This window comes from Vogesella indigofera, from assembly GCF_003633895.1.
Taxonomy (GTDB): Bacteria; Pseudomonadota; Gammaproteobacteria; order Burkholderiales; family Chromobacteriaceae; genus Vogesella; species Vogesella indigofera.
Window position 1 is genome coordinate 1 of the sequence record NZ_RBID01000002.1, and the last position, 15,462, is coordinate 15,462.

General features: G+C 62.5%; 16 protein-coding genes and 1 pseudogene. 1 reads left to right on the forward strand and 16 read right to left on the reverse strand.

The features are described 5' to 3' along the window. Nucleotides 1-131: 131 nt before the first annotated feature. The 4 genes and pseudogenes from C8E02_RS00785 to C8E02_RS00800 form a co-directional block, all read right to left on the reverse strand. Nucleotides 132-948, reverse strand: a pseudogene (locus C8E02_RS00785) (IS5 family transposase); the annotation flags it as partial. A 165-nt stretch (nt 949-1,113) separates the two neighbouring features. Continuing rightward, entirely contained in the window at nt 1,114-1,830 is a 717-nt protein-coding gene (gene rph, locus C8E02_RS00790; protein WP_120809278.1) for a ribonuclease PH, read from the reverse strand. A 71-nt stretch (nt 1,831-1,901) separates the two neighbouring features. Continuing rightward, complete coding sequence (locus tag C8E02_RS00795; RefSeq protein ID WP_120809279.1) at nt 1,902-2,774, reverse strand: PP2C family protein-serine/threonine phosphatase; 873 nt, start codon at nt 2,772-2,774, stop codon at nt 1,902-1,904. After that, nucleotides 2,771-3,715, reverse strand: a complete 945-nt coding sequence (locus C8E02_RS00800; RefSeq protein ID WP_211329128.1) for a serine/threonine-protein kinase — start codon at nt 3,713-3,715, stop codon at nt 2,771-2,773. The genes C8E02_RS00795 and C8E02_RS00800 overlap by 4 nt, the downstream gene beginning before the upstream one ends. Nucleotides 3,716-3,803: 88 nt before the next feature. Here C8E02_RS00800 and C8E02_RS00805 point away from each other — a divergent pair, with 88 nt between their 5' ends. After that, the gene (locus tag C8E02_RS00805; RefSeq protein ID WP_120809281.1) at nt 3,804-4,670 is read left to right on the forward strand and encodes a YicC/YloC family endoribonuclease; all 867 of its coding nucleotides are present in this window, start codon (nt 3,804-3,806) and stop codon (nt 4,668-4,670) included. A gap of 74 nt (nt 4,671-4,744) precedes the next feature. Here C8E02_RS00805 and C8E02_RS00810 read toward each other — a convergent pair whose 3' ends face one another. The 12 genes from C8E02_RS00810 to C8E02_RS00865 all read right to left on the reverse strand — a co-directional run bounded on the left by C8E02_RS00810 (nt 4,745) and on the right by C8E02_RS00865 (nt 15,409). After that, nucleotides 4,745-5,617 carry an NAD(P)-dependent oxidoreductase gene (locus C8E02_RS00810; RefSeq protein ID WP_245961027.1) on the reverse strand — a complete coding sequence of 291 codons (873 nt, stop codon included), beginning with the start codon at nt 5,615-5,617 and terminating at the stop codon, nt 4,745-4,747. A gap of 39 nt (nt 5,618-5,656) precedes the next feature. Next, entirely contained in the window at nt 5,657-5,977 is a 321-nt protein-coding gene (locus C8E02_RS00815) for an EscU/YscU/HrcU family type III secretion system export apparatus switch protein (RefSeq protein WP_120809282.1), read from the reverse strand. After that, nucleotides 5,967-7,265, reverse strand: coding sequence for a flagellar hook-length control protein FliK (gene fliK, locus C8E02_RS00820; RefSeq protein ID WP_120809283.1), 1,299 nt, complete (start codon nt 7,263-7,265; stop codon nt 5,967-5,969). The genes C8E02_RS00815 and fliK overlap by 11 nt, the downstream gene beginning before the upstream one ends. After that, nucleotides 7,262-7,639: a DUF2802 domain-containing protein gene (locus C8E02_RS00825; protein WP_120809284.1), complete on the reverse strand. Its 378-nt coding sequence runs from the start codon at nt 7,637-7,639 to the stop codon at nt 7,262-7,264. Before C8E02_RS00825 ends, fliK begins: the two co-directional genes overlap by 4 nt. 242 nt (nt 7,640-7,881) lie before the next feature. Next, on the reverse strand, nt 7,882-8,202 hold the full coding sequence (locus C8E02_RS00830; RefSeq protein WP_120809285.1) for a hypothetical protein: 321 nt from the start codon (nt 8,200-8,202) through the stop codon (nt 7,882-7,884). Next, nucleotides 8,189-8,632: a flagellar export chaperone FliS gene (gene fliS, locus C8E02_RS00835; RefSeq protein WP_120809286.1), complete on the reverse strand. Its 444-nt coding sequence runs from the start codon at nt 8,630-8,632 to the stop codon at nt 8,189-8,191. Before fliS ends, C8E02_RS00830 begins: the two co-directional genes overlap by 14 nt. 28 nt (nt 8,633-8,660) lie before the next feature. After that, entirely contained in the window at nt 8,661-10,640 is a 1,980-nt protein-coding gene (gene fliD, locus C8E02_RS00840; protein ID WP_120809287.1) for a flagellar filament capping protein FliD, read from the reverse strand. 63 nt (nt 10,641-10,703) lie between these two features. Continuing rightward, entirely contained in the window at nt 10,704-11,030 is a 327-nt protein-coding gene (locus tag C8E02_RS00845) for a flagellar protein FlaG (RefSeq protein WP_170152072.1), read from the reverse strand. Nucleotides 11,031-11,197: 167 nt separating this feature from the next. Continuing rightward, nucleotides 11,198-12,649 (reverse strand): flagellin N-terminal helical domain-containing protein, encoded by a 1,452-nt coding sequence (locus C8E02_RS17710; protein ID WP_120809289.1) that lies wholly within the window; start codon nt 12,647-12,649, stop codon nt 11,198-11,200. Nucleotides 12,650-12,768: 119 nt separating this feature from the next. Next, complete coding sequence (gene fliB / locus C8E02_RS00855) at nt 12,769-14,004, reverse strand: flagellin lysine-N-methylase (RefSeq protein ID WP_147424403.1); 1,236 nt, start codon at nt 14,002-14,004, stop codon at nt 12,769-12,771. Nucleotides 14,005-14,032: 28 nt separating this feature from the next. Further along, nucleotides 14,033-14,761 carry an S-methyl-5'-thioinosine phosphorylase gene (locus tag C8E02_RS00860; protein WP_047968307.1) on the reverse strand — a complete coding sequence of 243 codons (729 nt, stop codon included), beginning with the start codon at nt 14,759-14,761 and terminating at the stop codon, nt 14,033-14,035. A 105-nt stretch (nt 14,762-14,866) separates the two neighbouring features. Further along, nucleotides 14,867-15,409 carry a hypoxanthine-guanine phosphoribosyltransferase gene (locus tag C8E02_RS00865; RefSeq protein WP_047968308.1) on the reverse strand — a complete coding sequence of 181 codons (543 nt, stop codon included), beginning with the start codon at nt 15,407-15,409 and terminating at the stop codon, nt 14,867-14,869. Nucleotides 15,410-15,462 lie beyond the last annotated feature (53 nt).

Below are 15,462 nucleotides of genomic sequence, written 5' to 3' on the forward strand. Positions count from 1 at the left end.
CCGGATACCGCCAGCAGTGTTTGCGGCACGCTACCGCCAGCAGCGGGCCACCGAACTATCAAGCAGTACCACTACCATGCAAACCTAGGACTTCTTTCCTTATCGCTGGTATGGCTGGCGGGGGCAGATCACAGCAGTTTGAAGCAATGCATCTTAGTTTCGACCAAGCTACGGCGATGGTAGCCACTCCAGCGCTTCCAGATCGCCCTACCTCGTCGCTTAGTGGCCCGGAGAATCTCGTTCCAGGCCTGCACGCCCAGTGAGCTTCCTTTCCACGGCCGAGCATTCTTGCGCGTCGGGATTCACCCCATTGCACCCCCGCGCTGCAATCGCCTCATGACACGCCTTGGTATCAAAAGCACCATCGCCGCTCACGCAGGCTATCGGTTCATTGGACGGGATTTGCGCCAATAGCGAAGGCAACATTTGCGCATAGCTCTGGCGATTGTCCGTTACCTCAATAGCATGGATTTGCAGGGTTTCCGCGTCGATGCTCAGATGCACCTTGCGCCATTGCCGGCGATATTCCGCGCCGTGTTTCTTGGTTTTCCACTCAGCTTCGCCCAGCATTTTGATGCCCGTGTTATCGACCAGCAGATGCAACGCGCCTGAACACTTTTGATAGGGAATGCTGACTTGCAGTGTTTGCTGACGCCGAGACAAGGTGCTGTAGTCCGGGACGCCCCAGCCCAGGCCCGCCAGCTTGAGCAGGCTTTGAATGAAACCGATGGTCTGCCGCAACGCCAGCCCGAGCACATTCTTGATGGTCAAACAGAATTGAATGGCCGCATCGCTGTAGGTCTGCGCTCGACCACGCTTCCCCCGCGGTTTTGCCTGCCATGCCATGTTTGTGTCCAGCCAGATGGACAAAGAGCCACGCAGGATCAGAGCTTGGTTGTAGGCTTTCCAGTTGGTCGTTCGGTATTGTTTCGGAGCGGGCTTGGTTATGCAGCTAGCTTACCAAGCCTTGGCAAGCACGGATTTGTGCAACAAAGCCTATCCGCCGTGCCCACACACACGGCAGCATCAAGGCAAACAGGGTTGGCCGCATGCGGCCAACCCTGTTTGTTTATGGCGCCATCGCAGCGGATGGCACGATCGCTTTCGCGCCGGTTACTTCGCCAGCGCCTCGCGCTGCAGCGCAACCAGCTCGGCGATGCCCTTTTCCGCCAGTTGCAGCAAGGCATCCATTTCCGCGCGGCTGAACGGTACCCCTTCCGCAGTGCCCTGCACCTCGACAAAGTGGCCGTCGCCGGTCATCACCACGTTCATGTCGGTTTCGCAGCCGGAGTCTTCCTCATAGTCGAGATCCAGCAGCGGCACGCCGTCGACGATGCCGACCGAAATCGCCGCCACGTGCTGGCGCAGCGGGTTCTCGCTGAGCTTGCCGGCGGCCAGCAGGCCGTTGATGGCATCGGCCAGCGCGATGTAGGCACCGGTGATGCTGGCGGTGCGGGTGCCACCGTCGGCCTGGATCACGTCGCAGTCGATCTGGATCTGGCGTTCGCCAAGCTTGGTCAGGTCCACCACCGCGCGCAGGCTGCGCCCGATCAGGCGCTGGATTTCCTGGGTGCGGCCGGATTGCTTGCCGCTGGCGGCCTCGCGGCGCATGCGACTGTGGGTCGAACGCGGCAGCATGCCGTATTCGGCGGTGACCCAGCCCTGGCCCTTGCCCTTCAGGAAGCCGGGCACCGTCTCGTCGACGCTGGCGGTGCAGATCACCTTGGTGTCGCCAAACTCGATCAGTACCGATCCTTCGGCGTGGCGGGTGTAATTGCGGGTAATGCGGACGCTGCGCAGCGCGTCGGCAAGTCGTTGGGATGAACGCATGGCGCGGCTCTCGGGTAGGAATAACAGCGTGATTCTACCCGATCGCCCTGCCGCGCGCGGCGGCTTGCCGCTCAGTGCGGCTGCCGGGGCAGCAGTTCGGCGGCCAGTTCATGCTCCATCAGCAGGCCGGGGATCGCGTCATCGGGCAGGAAGCCGGTCAGCGTGCCGCTGTCGATGTAGCCGCTGCGGCCGTCCAGCGCCGCATCCGCCGGCAGCAGGGTGAACGCCACCGCCGACAGGTTGTCGCCGCGCTCGCCGCCGCGTTTTTCCGCCACCGTCATCAGCGCCGGCAGCACCGCCGGCGCCACCCGCCCGTGGAACACGCGCGCCAGCTCCGCGTCCGGCACCATGCTCCACAGCCCGTCACTGCACAGCAGCACGCTGCTGCCGGCCTGCAGCGGCAGCGGATGGAGAACGCTGACTTCCGGCTCGCCCATCGCACCCAGGCAGTTGTAGATGCGGTTGCGCGCCGGGTGCACCGCGGCCTCGGCCTCGGTCAGCTGGCCGCTGTCGATCAGGCGCTGCACGTGGGAGTGGTCGCGGCTGCGAAAGCGCACCGCGCCCTGCTCCAGCAGATACAGCCGCGAATCGCCGGCGTAGGCGCAATACACGGAGTCGTCCTGCACGATGGCCACCACCACCGTGGTGCTGGGGATCTCGCGCAGGTGGTGGGCGATGGCGTGGTCGATGATGGCTTGGTGCGCCTCGCCCAGCGCCCAGCGCAGGAAGTCGCCCGGCTGCAGCAACCGCGGCGTGGCCTGGCAGCGGAACTGCTGCACCAGCACCTCGGTGGCGATCCGTGCCGCCACTTCGCCGTCGATATGGCCGCCCATGCCGTCGGCCACCACCAGCAACACGCACTCGCTGGAACAGGTCACCGCCAGCCGGTCTTCGTTATTGCCGCGTCCGCCGATGCGGGAATCGACTGCCAGCGCAAACTTCATCGTTTGCTCCCCGTCAGCCAGGCGCCGGCCTTCTGCCACAGCGAGCGCGGCGGCTGCGGCGTGACATAGTCATGGGCCAGCAGACTCTGCTGCATCTGCGCCAGGCTATCCGGCCGCCGCTGCGGCTCCAGCTGCAGGCAGGCATCGACCAGCGCCAGCAACTGCGGCGAATAGTGGCGTGCGAACAGCTTGCTGGCCGGTTGCAGCGTATCGCTGCGCAGGCGCTCGTCCGCCGACGGCAGGCGGCCACCGCCCAACATCGCGTACAGGCTGGCACCAAGGCCGTAGATATCGGTCCTCGGCCCGAGCTTGGCCTTGGCGTCGTACTGTTCCGGTGCGGCATAGCCGGGGGTGAACATCGCGGTCAGCACCTGCCCCGGCCGCCGCAAGGCCTGGCGCGCGGCACCGAAATCGAGCAGCACCGGCGAGCCGTTGCGGCGCAGGTAGATGTTGGCCGGCTTGATGTCGAGATGCAGCAACTGCTGCTGGTGCACCTCGCGCAGGCCGCCGATCAGCTCGGCAAACAGCTTGCGCAGCCGCGCCTCCGGCAGGCGGCCGGCGGCCAGCGTCAGCTCCTTGCTCAGTGGCCGGCCCTCGGTGTACTCCATCACCATGTACACCGTGTTGTTGGCCCGGAAGAAGTTCACCACCCGCACGATATTGGGATGCTGGATGCCGGCCAGCACCCGCGCCTCCTCGAAGAAGCACTTCAGGCCGACGCGGAACGCCTCGCGGTCCAGCTCGTCGATGATGGTGACCTCGCCGCCGGGCTGGCGGCTGGTCATGTCCAGCGGCAGGTATTCCTTGATCGCGAACTTGCGGTCGTAGTGATCCAGCGCCAGGTAGACCTGACTGAAACCGCCGGAGCTGAGCTCGCGGACGATGGTGTAGTCATCCAGCCGGAAGCCGGCGGGCAGTGCGCTTTGCTTGGATTGCGTCATGTGCATTGTTATAGTGTAGCGGCCCCTGAATCGGAACCCTAGCTATTCGGGGCATGTCTTCCTGAAAACCATGACAGCCGGAGCTCCCATGATCCTGAGTATGACAGGCTTTGCCTCCGCCACCCGCGACTTCCCGGGCGGCCTATTATCCATTGAACTGCGCGCGGTGAACCACCGCTACCTCGATGTGCAGATGCGGCTGCCGGAAGAGCTGCGCGTGATCGAGGCGCAAATGCGCGAGCTGATCGCCGGCCGCGTCACCCGCGGCAAGGTGGAATGCCGCGTCGGCATCAGCCAGAACGACAACGACAACCAGCAGCTGGAACTGAACCCGGACATGGTGCAGCGCCTGCTGGCGATCAGCAACCAGGTCAAGGCCATCGCGCCGCAAATGCGCGAGCTGGGCATGGGCGAGCTGTTGCGCTGGCCGGGGGTGCTGAAATCCAATCCGCTGCCGCCGGAAGTGCTGCAACAGCTGTGCCTCGACGGCCTGAAGGTGGTGCTGGAAGACTTCCGCGCCACCCGCGGCCGCGAAGGTGAAAAACTGGCGCAGGTGCTGCGCGACCGGCTGGAGTCGATGGCGCAGATCATCAGCGACATCAAGCCGCGCCTGCCGCTGATCCTGGACGCCTATCGTGCCAAGCTGTCGGCACGGCTGCAGGAGGCGCTGGGCAATGTCGACGACGACCGCATCAAGCAGGAATTCGCGCTGTTTGCGCAGAAGATCGACGTCGACGAGGAGCTGGAGCGCCTGAGCACCCACCTCAGCGAGATCCGCCGCATCCTGAAGACCGGCGGCCAGGTCGGCAAGCGGCTGGACTTCCTGATGCAGGAGCTCAACCGCGAAGCCAACACCCTCGGCTCCAAGTCGGTCGCCACTGAAACCACGCAGGCCTCGGTGGAGCTGAAGGTACTGATCGAGCAGATGCGCGAGCAGATCCAGAACGTCGAGTAAACGTTAACCACTGAAACGCTGACGTCATTGCGGCCAACCTTGCAGCAAGGTTGGCCGCAATTTTTTAGCGCGGCTCAGTCGTTGTCCTGCCAGATCAGCCGTGCGATGGCGGAGGAATCCAGCTCGCCCTCGCCATTGGCCACCAGCTGGTCGATCAGGCCGGCAACACGCGCGGCCTCTGGCAGCTTGATGCCCAGCGACGCCGCGGTGTCCAGCACGATGCCCATGTCCTTCTGGTGCAGCTTGGCCTTGAAGCCCGGCGCGTAGTTGTCGTCGATCATGCGCTGACCGTGCACGTCCAGCACCCGGCTGCTGGCAAAGCCGCCCAGCAGCGCCTCGCGCACCGGCGCCGGGTCTACACCGCAAGCCTTGGCCAGCTTCATCACTTCCGCCACCGCCGCCACGCCGACGCCGACTGCGATCTGGTTGCAGGCCTTGGCCACCTGCCCGGCCCCGCTGTCGCCGATATGGGTGATGGTCTTGCCCATCGCCTGCAGTACCGGCCGCGCGGTGGCCAGCGCCGTCGCCTTGCCGCCGACCATGATGGTCAGCGTGCCGTTGATGGCGCCGACTTCACCACCGGACACCGGACAATCGAGGAAGTCGATGCCGCTGGCAGCCAGTTTGGCGGCGATCTCGCGCGCGCCGATCGGGGAAATGGTGCTCATGTCGACACACACCAGCCCCGGCCGCGCACCGTGCACCACGCCGTTCTCGCCCAGCAGCACGGCCTCGACGTCGGCGGTATCGGAGACATTGGTCACCAGCACCTCGACGTTGGCCGCCAGCGCCTGCGGGCAGTCCGCCCAATGGGCGCCCTGCGCCAGCAGCGGTTCGGCGCTCTCGCGCCGCCGAGCCCAGACCCAGACTTCATGTCCGGCCTTGAGCAGGTTTTCCACGCACGGGCGCCCCATGATCCCCAGACCGATATACGCAACTTTCATCATGTTCCTAAGCAGAAAAATGCAAGCCGGCCACTCGCCGACTCAGGATGGAGGCGGCTGGCGCTGTGCCAGCCACTGTTCGAAATTCATGTCCTTGCCGGTAGCCTGGTGTTCGAGGAAATACAGGAAGGCGAGGATCTCGGCGACCGCACGATACAGCTCCGGCGGGATGTGATTGTCCATGTCCACCTGCATCAGCAGGTTGACCAGCTCCGGCGAGTCGTGCACGAAGACGCCGGCTTCCTTCGCCTGCTCGATGATGCGCTCGGCCATGCGGCCATAGCCCTTGGCCACCACTTTTGGCGCCGCGCTGTCCTCGCTGTAGCGCAGCGCGACCGCCGAACGGCGATGCTCAGGCTTCATCGCCGGCCTCGTGCTTGACCAGCAGGCTGGCCAGCGCCAGACCGGCGCCTTCCAGTGCCGAGCCAAGACGGCTGCGATACTGCTCGATCAGCTGTGCGGTCTGCCCATCATCGGCATCGAACACCACCTGCACCTGCTTGCCCACCATGCGCAGCCGCGCCCCGACGCCGCCCAGTGCCGGCAGCTCCAGATTCAGCCGCGTTTGCCACACCGGCAGCTCCAGCTCGCCATCCGCTTCGCGCTCGGCGACTTCCTCGCGCTGGATTTCCCAGTCCACCGCCTGTCCCGGCCATGCCTGCCCCTGGAACACCAGCACTTTCTGCTCGTGCACCTCCAGCTGCTTCTGCACCAGCTGCCCCAGTTCCGGCGACAGCCCGGCCCGACCCTCGTGCAGCAGCTTGGCCTGCGGCTCCAGCTTCAGCTCTTCCAGCGAAAGGCGGCCATCGACCCACGCCCGCTGGTGCGACTCGTAAAAGACGCCGCTTTTTTCCACCGACTGCCGCAGCTGCTCGCCGGCACCCGGCGCCGCCGGATCGGACAGCAGGGTCAGGCTGCCGCGCGCCGCCGACTGCGTTGCCGCATCCAGCAAGCCGTTCAGGTAGCGCCCGCCCGAGGTAAAGGCCACCGGCACCGATTTTTCGTCCGGCAGCGCATTCAGACGCAGCAGGTCGAACTGCAACAGTGGCGAGCTCGCCCCCACCCGCAACAGCATCGGCTCCTTGGTCAGCAGACCGTCCGCCGGCGCCTTCAGGTTGAATACCGCATTCTTGATCAGCACCATCGCACTGCCGTCCGCCAGGCGCTCTGCCAGCCGGCCGGTGACCACCTCGCCACGGGCGAGATCGGGCAGCCGCCCCGGCTGGGACAGGGTCTGCAACGCGGTGCTGTTGTCGTCCTGCAGTGCCGCCGAAACCGCCCGCGCCAGCTCGCTGCTGCGCAGCGCCGTCGCCGGGTCCTGCAGCACGTCCAGCAGATTGAACGACAGCGGCGGCCCGGCGGTCACGCGCAGCGACAGCGCATTGCCATCGGCGGTCATGCCCTTGGGCAGGCTTAGCACGAAGGCCTCGCCCTTGATGGAGGCGGCCAGCTTGCCATCTGGCAGGCGTTCGGTGATGTGGGCGGTGACGGTCTCGCCGGACTGCAATGCCGGCAAGCGCGCGGGCGACGAGGCAACCTCGACCGGGCTGCGCGACGTCTCGCGACCGGGACGATTGGCAACAATCGTCGACGCTTCGGCCGCGCCGGTCGACTGTTTGCCCGGCGCAAGAATCGGGGGCAGGGAAATCATGGAGTGGGACTATTGCGGTACAGCGACAGGATCAGCTCGGCCTCGCTACGGGAAATGCCGCAGCGCTCGGCAACATCGGCACTGCCCAGGCCGCGCTTGAACATTTCCACCGCCTGATTGTAGGGGCTGATGCCCTCGCTGCTGGCGGCCGGCAACTGCTGGCGCGGCTCGTGTTCGACCACTTTCTGCTGTGCCATCAGCGCAATGTCCTGGATATTGCGCTGTGCGGCCGCCAGCTGCTTCTGCAGCTGCTCATGGCTGACCGCCTCGACCGCGCGCTCGGACTCAATGCGCAACAGCCGTTGCCACAGATAGAAGACTGCGACGGCCTGCGCGATCATCAGGCCAATCAGCAACACCAGATAAATGGTCATGATCACGACTCCGGTAACACGGACACCACCTCGGCTCAGGCGAAGGTGGCCGTCCTGATGCGCTTTGACGCAGGCAGAGCAACGAGCGGCAGCGATGCCGACTCGCCGCGGGCCATCCCGACAACACGGTGCGGCACGGCAACACTGCTTTTACTATGGCACGCAATCGGCAGGATAACAGCGTCGTTTGCAGGTTGGCCGCAATGGCAAAAGCCCCGCTCCACACCGAAAAACAGTGCCGGCTAGAGGCTGTCTTTATAGGTAGAAAGCAGGTTTTGCCGCGTCTTCAGCAGCGCCAGTTCCGGCTGTAACTGGCCTTTGCTGGCAGTGACCTGCTGAGTCAGGGCTTGCAGCAAACGCTGCGCGCCGAGCAGCTCGGCCAATACCCCGTCACGAGCGGCGGCAGAAAGCGCCGACAATGGCGACAGCGTCGCCTGTGCCGCCACCAGTTGCTCGGCCAGCACGACCGCCCGCTCCCAGTCCAGGGCCTCGACCGCAGCTGACAGCTCTTGCGCCAGTGACAGCCAGGCGCGCCAGTCTTCCGCCAGCTCAGGCTGCGCCATAGACTTTTCCTGCGTCACCCGGCGCACTGCCCTGCGCGTTGGCCGGCACCCCGATCTGTACCCAGGCATCGCGGATTTCATTCAACAGTGCACACACCTGGTCCAGCAACGCGGGATCGTTGCTGATGTTGGCCTGAAACAACTGGCGGGTGCAGTATTCGTAGAGCTGGTCAAGGTTGCTGGCAATGTCGCCGCCTTTTTCGTGATCGAGCGCCAGGCGCAGCCCCTCGTCCACGATCGAGATCGCCTTGCCGATCAGCATACCCTTGTCCGCAACCTGCCCGGCTTCCATCGCGATCTTTGCGCGCCGGATCGCCTGCAGTGCACCATCCAGCAACATGAGCACCAGTTTATGAGGGGTCGCTACCAATACCTCGGTCTCAAGTGCGGAGCGACCGTAAGCGGCCTGCATATGCCTAGAAAGTGCCATGATGAAGCCTTAATCGATGTTATCCAGTTCAGGAACTCTTTTGCATGCTGCTGATTTGCTGGGTCAGGAACGAGCTGCTGGCGTTCAGTTGCGCCAGCAGGCGGTCCATCGCATTGAACTGGGCCTTGTAGCGGGCCTCGGTTGTCTCCAGGCGCTTGGCCATGGTGTCCTGCTGTTTCTGCAAGTCTTTCAGCGACGCGTTCAGGCCCTTGTTAAACGAGTCCAGTGTGCCATTGGTACTGAGCATCCCCTCCAGCGTCTTGTCCAGATTGAAGGAGAAACCCTGCGTGTAGGTCAGCGAGCCTCGGTCACCGATGGTACCACCGCTGATGTCGATGGTCAGGCCTTCCACCGGGGTGCCGATCGCCCCGATCAGCTTGCTACCGTCACCACGTGCCGCGTAACCACCGATGGTACCGGCCACACTCGCAGAGCCGGCGACACCGCTAGCGGCGGCAAAACCGGCAAAATCCAGACCACTCAGCACGTTGACCTTGGAGTCAGCCCCGGTCTTGACCGAAGAAATCAGCAATTTGCCGCTATCTTCATCGACACTGACTGAAACCTTTCCTTTGGCGGCAGTCAGGCCGGCATCTCCATTGATGGCGGTTTCCAGCGCCTTGGCTAATTCGGTGGCACTGTTATAGGTACCGGTAACCTGGGCGTTGACAGTGGTATTGTCGATCATGACCGAAAACGCGTTGGTGCCGGAGACCGGCAGCGTCGGCACGCTACCAGCCTGATTGTAACCGTTGGTCAAGGCACTGACGGAGACTTCGTAGCTACCAGCCACGGTCTTGGCGGTACTCGACACATAGGACATGCCCTTGCCATCGATCTGGGCACCGGTGGCAAAAAACTTGGCCACATCATCAGGCGAGGCTTCGATCGCCTTGCTCAGCTTGCTCGAATCCAGGCTCAGGCTGCCATCCTTGGCAAAAGCCAGCCCCAGCTGGCTGGCAACCTGGTAGCTACCGCTATTCTTGGTGGCGGCGCCAAAAGCGGCACGCAATTGCGTTTCAATACCGCGAATCGCCGTCACACCGCTCAACGGTGACGAGGAGCCGGCCTCGCCGGGCGCGGTACCGGGCGTCGCCGCCGTCGTCTCCTTCAACACCTTGGTAAAGTCGTTGTACGACTTTACAAAGTCTTCCAGTGTTTTCTTGATGCCAGCAGTATCGCGGCTGACATTCATCTTCAGCGCTGCATCACCCGCTTCCTGCTCTTTCTTCAGCGTCAGTGTCACGCCATCGATGGCGTCGGTGACGGTGTTGGACTGCTTGGTGATTTTCAGGCCATCGACGTAAAAAACGGCATCCTTGGCCGGCTGCAACACCGTCATGGTCGTGCCCGCCGGATCATGAGTCAGGTTCGCCAGCGGCGAAGTGGCGCCACCAGCAGCCGTTACTTTCAGCGTGCTCTCGGTACCGGTCTTGCCGGAGGAGTAGATCAGCCGGTAACCGCTACCGTCATTGACGATACTGGCGCTGACACCGATATTGGCCTTGTTGACCGCATCCCGTACCTGCTCAAGAGTGGCATTGGCCGGGATCTTGACATCCTTCTGGGTCGAACCGGACAGCGGGGTGAAGGTGGCGCCGGAGGTGGTGCCAAAGGAAAAACTGAGAGTTTCCTCGGCCGCGCCATTGATGGCGGTCTTGCTGCTGGTGAAAATACTCGACGACAGCTTCTGTGCTGCGGCCAGCGTTTCCACCTTCAGGCTGAAACCACCCACTGGTGCCTTGGCGCCGGCACTGATCTCGGCCACATCCTTGTCAGAGGAAGTCGACGACAGCGTCTGGTATTTTGCCGGATCCTGCAGTGCCTTCAGCGCGGCCTGGAACGACGCCAGGCCATTCTTGACCTGGCCGACCGCCGAGATCTTGCTTTCAAAAACCTGCTGCTTCTGCTGCAGCTTCAATAATGGGCGGGTTTCAATATTCATCAGCTTGGAAACCAGGCTGTCAATATCCATCCCGGAACCAAGACCGCTCGAACTCAATGCCATGATATTTCTCCCGCCATTATTCAGTCGTAGGGCCTGTCGGCACTACGCTTGCTGCTACCAAAATTACGCCTTGCTCTGATACAAAACACCGACCAACTTGTCCAGGTTCTTGGACAGTTCCAGCACTTCTTCGGTCGGGATCTGGCGGATCACCTTGTCGGTCTGCTTGTCGATCACCTTCACAATCGGCACGCCCAGATCTTCATCGATGGAGAAGTTCAGCTCGCTGGCAAAGGTGGCGACCAGCTTGCTGATCTTTTCCGTAGCCTGCGCCAGCTCTTCCTTGTCCAGCACGTTCTTGCCCTGACCACCGGCAGCGGCACTGGACAGCGCTTGCACCGCACCAGCAGAAACCGGCACCGTCGGGGCGCTGGCTTGCTGAGCTGGCAACGGCGCAGAGCGACCTCCACTGTCAGACAAGGCGGTGGTAACAGGTGTGGCAACCGGCAACAGTGGTGATAATGACGACATAGTACACCTCCAAGACGAAAAGCCTGGCGTGGGGGCCACGCCAGGCACGCTGGGTTACAGGAGGGCCATGCCCTCACCCACCTTGATTAACGCAGCAGCGACAGTACTTGCTGTGGCAACTGGTTGGCCTGCGCCAGCATGGCGGTACCAGCCTGTTGCAGCACCTGATTACGGCTCAGTTTAGCTGTTTCTGCGGCAAAGTCGGTATCCTGAATACGGCTACGCGAGGCACTCAGGTTCTCCGACGAAGACTGCAGGTTGGAGATGGTGTTCTCGAAGCGGGACTGCAAGGCACCGAACTGGGCACGCTGGCCGTTGATCGCTTGCAATGCGGAGTCAACGATCTTGATCGCATTCTGCGAGTTGGCGAACGAAGTCACGTCCAACGAAGCCACGGTCTTCAGGGTCGACGAACCACCCAGCACCAGGCCGGAACCAGCGTCAGTCACCGAGAAGCTCTTGTCAGAGTCGAACACCACGGTACCGTTGGCGATGGTGGTGGCACCAGCAGCAGTAGCACCCGGAGCAGCAACCAGCGCCGGTGTAGTGCCAGTGTTGTTGTAAGTCGCCATTGTGATGTTGCCAGAACCTGCCTGGTTGGCAAGCTGGATATCCGAACCGGTAGCGTTGGTCAGTTTGATACCGCCCAGCGACGAATCAAACTCTGCAGTCACACCGGTTTTGCCGCTGGCGGCGTTGATGGCATTGATCGCTTCGGAGTAGTCATCGGCGCTACTCACCGATGCGCCGGTACGGAACGAAACGGTCACCGCAGTAGCGTTGTCGGAAGTAATGTTCACCGCAAACGTGCCGCTGGCGGCCAAGGTCAGGTTCGACTCGGTTTTGGCGGAGGCAGTAACACCAGTCTGCGAGGTCAGCTTGTTAACGTTGGCCGCAATGGTCTTGGCGCTGTCGGTTGCCACAGTAGTGTACTTGGCCGAGCCCAACGAACCGGCAACGGTAATGTCTTTAGCTGCAACCACGTTGGTCGCGTTCTTACTAGCAGTACCCGCCACAGTGACGTTGTTGTTGCCGTAGTTGCTGGTGCGGAAGTTGGAACCGGTTGCCTGGATGGTCTGGTTGGCGTTGGCGCCGACCTGGAAGGTCAGGGTGCCGGACGAACCATCCAGCAGCTTCTGGCCGTTGAATTCGGTAGTCTGGGAAATACGGTCCAGTTCGGAGGTCAGCTGGGTCACTTCGGACTGCAAAGCCTGACGGTCGGAAGCCGAGTTGCTGGAGTTGGACGACTGTACCGCCAGTTCACGAACACGCTGCAGGATGTTACCAGCGGAAGACAGTGCGCCTTCAGCAGTCTGCGCCATCGACACGCCATCGTTGGCGTTGCGACGAGCCTGATCCATACCGCGAACCTGACCGCCCATGCGCTCGGAGATGGCCAGACCGGCGGCATCGTCTTTGGCGCTGTTGATGCGCAGACCGGACGACAGGCGCTGCAGCGAGGTGGACAAGGCGCTTTGGGAACCGGACATATTACGCTGCGAGTTCAGCGAAGCCACGTTAGTGTTGATGGTCAGCATGGTTGCTCCTTGGAATCATCAATCTGGGCGTTGTACCAGCCGGCCCCGTGCCGCTGCTACCGCCTTCCCTAGCTTTATCGGATCCTCACCGGAAAGCTTTAGCCATCCGGTGAAAATTTTTAATCAGGCAGCAATAGCAGCCAGTGCTCCGGTTTCACCAGACCCGCCTGCTGGAAGCCAGCCATGCAGGAAGGCAGGTAGTTTTCCTGATGAATGCTGGTTCTATAAAACAGGTACACCAGCTCAATGACCTCCTTGGCCGCAAGCTGACGCTGCCTTGCTGCGGTCAGGCCCACCAGCCAGAAACGCAATAGCAGGTACTCCATGCACAGCTGCTGCACATCCTGCACGACCTGCCCTTGCAGCGGAAAGTAGCCGGTATGGGCATGATTGAGCAGGATACGGCCCAGCCATTGCTCCACCTCGGCAGACAGCGCCGTCGCGGCGAAGGTGCGGCACAGTACCGCCTCATCTACCTCTGCCTCCGGCTGCCCCGCCCCCAGCGCTTGCAAGGCCTCGGTAATCAGCTCCAGGTAACGCGGACGATTGAAGTGCAGATCGGCCCGCACCCGGCTGGCTGCGGCCAACGTTTTGATGTGCAACTGTTCGTGGCGCTGCCAGCCTTGCAGTGCGGCAAGCGCCTGCCCGTTCTGAAGCTGTTGTTGCCAGTCGAGTAGCAGCGCCGTGATGTCATCCAGCAATACCGCCCCGGAAGTGGCATCGAACTGGTCCACCGTCTGCTGCAATGACTCCGCGATCAGCAGTTGCAAGGCCAGCCTTTGCCATAACGGCACTTCCGCAGCCGCCAGAATGGCCAGGAAGAATGCCCGCACCTGCTCCATTTCCGGGCTGGCAATCGCCGCCGGGATACTGGCAATCGTGCTGGCACGGACAGGCAGTTGCAGCTGCTGCAGCTGCAAGGCGTGCTCGTTTTCAATGATCAGACGCGCGATTTCCGGGCAGGACGGCGATGCAAACTGCTCCAGCACGCCAGCAACCGACTTGGTGGCACGGGGATAGGTAGCACAGACATCGGGCAATATCTGTTCGCCACACTTTTTGTGAAGCTGACACAGGCCATCCTCCCCCAACAACTCACAACGCGCATGCTCCGCGTGACTAATCGATAGAAAACCGAAATCCCTGCTGCCGCTCTTGCCGGAACCGCGATGCAACGCTTTCTTTAGCAGCGGTTTTAGCTCTTTATCGGGAAGGTTCTTCAGTCGAAGGTATGCCTCATGCTCGACAGGTACTCGCCAGCCATAACAGCAGGTGTCGGGGCACGCCGGACCAAGACAGGAAAACTGCGCCAGATACGCAGGGGCGATCATGCTTTTCAATTGGGTTTCGGCCATCGTCTCTTTCCTGAATGCCGGTGGTTGCTCATTTTGCCAGTTGCGTCAGCACGGCCAGGATCTTGCTAACCCCGTGCTCGAACACCGTCTCCGGCAGGGCAACCGTCTCGCTACTGTTGCCCTTGCCGGCCGCCCAGTTCACCACCAGGCTGAGATTGGCGTAAGGCAGCGCCAGTTCGCGCGCCAATGCCGCCTCCGGCATACCGGTCATGCCGACCATGTCGGCGCCGTCCTGCTCGACACGGCGGATTTCCGCCGCGCTTTCCAGCCTCGGCCCCTGGGTGCAGGCATAGACCGCGCCGTCGATCACACTCAAGCCGGCCTCGCGACCGGTCTGCACCAGACGGGCGCGTAGCTCGCGGTCAAACGGCCAGGTGAAGTCGACGTGCACTACCGGCTTTTCCGGTCCCTCGAAGAAGGTGTGCTTGCGGCCCCAGCTGTAGTCGACAATATTGTCGGGAATCACCAGGCTGCCCGGCACCATGTCCGGGCGAATGCCGCCGACGCTGCCGATGGCAATCACGCCCTTAACGCCGACACTGTGCAAGGCCCAGATATTGGCGCGGTAGTTGATCTCGTGCGGGGCGATGGAGTTGCCGTAGCCGTGGCGGGCAATGAACACCACGTTCTGCATGCCGATGCGGCCGAAGGTCAGCGCGCAGGACGGGTCGCCATACGGGGTACGCACAACCTGGCGATGGGTTACTTCGAGAATGGGCAATTTGGCGAGGCTACTGCCTCCGATGATGGCGAGCATGACGTTCTCCTTGTTATGGCTGCTCTGTGCCGAATTCTAATCCGCAGGCATGAAAAAAGCCCGCAACATTTACGGTTGCGGGCTGGCCGGGGTGTATCGCCAGGCTTACTTCAGCGCGTGGATGGCCGGCAGGTTGCGCCAGGCGCCGCGCACGTCCATGCCGTAGCCGAACACGTAACGATCCGGCACGTCGATGCCGACGAAGTCGGCCTTGATCGGCTTGTCCTTGCTGATCAGCTTGTTGGCGAACACGCCGCTGTAGAAGGCCTTGGCACCCATCGCCAGCACCTTGTCGCGGATCGCCGCCATGGTGTGGCCTTCGTCCAGGATGTCGTCCAGCACCAGCACCACGCGGTCGCGCACGTCTTCCTTCGGTGCGGTTTTCCACACCAGCTCGCCGCCCTGGGTCTTGTCGCCGTAGCGGGACACGTGCACGTAGTCGAAATCGAGCGGGAAGATCAGGCGTGGCAGCAGCTGGCCGGTGAACACCACCGCACCGCCCATCACCGACAACACCAGCGGGTAGCTTTCCCCCAGCTCGGCGGTGATGTCGGCGGCCATGCGGTCGACCGCGGCATTGACCTCTTCGGCAGAAAACAGGATGTCCGAGCTATTCAGAATGCCACGGGCTTCGGCAACATTAGCCATGATGATGAGTCCTTATTCAAGAAAACGACACGCCGCCTGACGCGGCAGGCGGC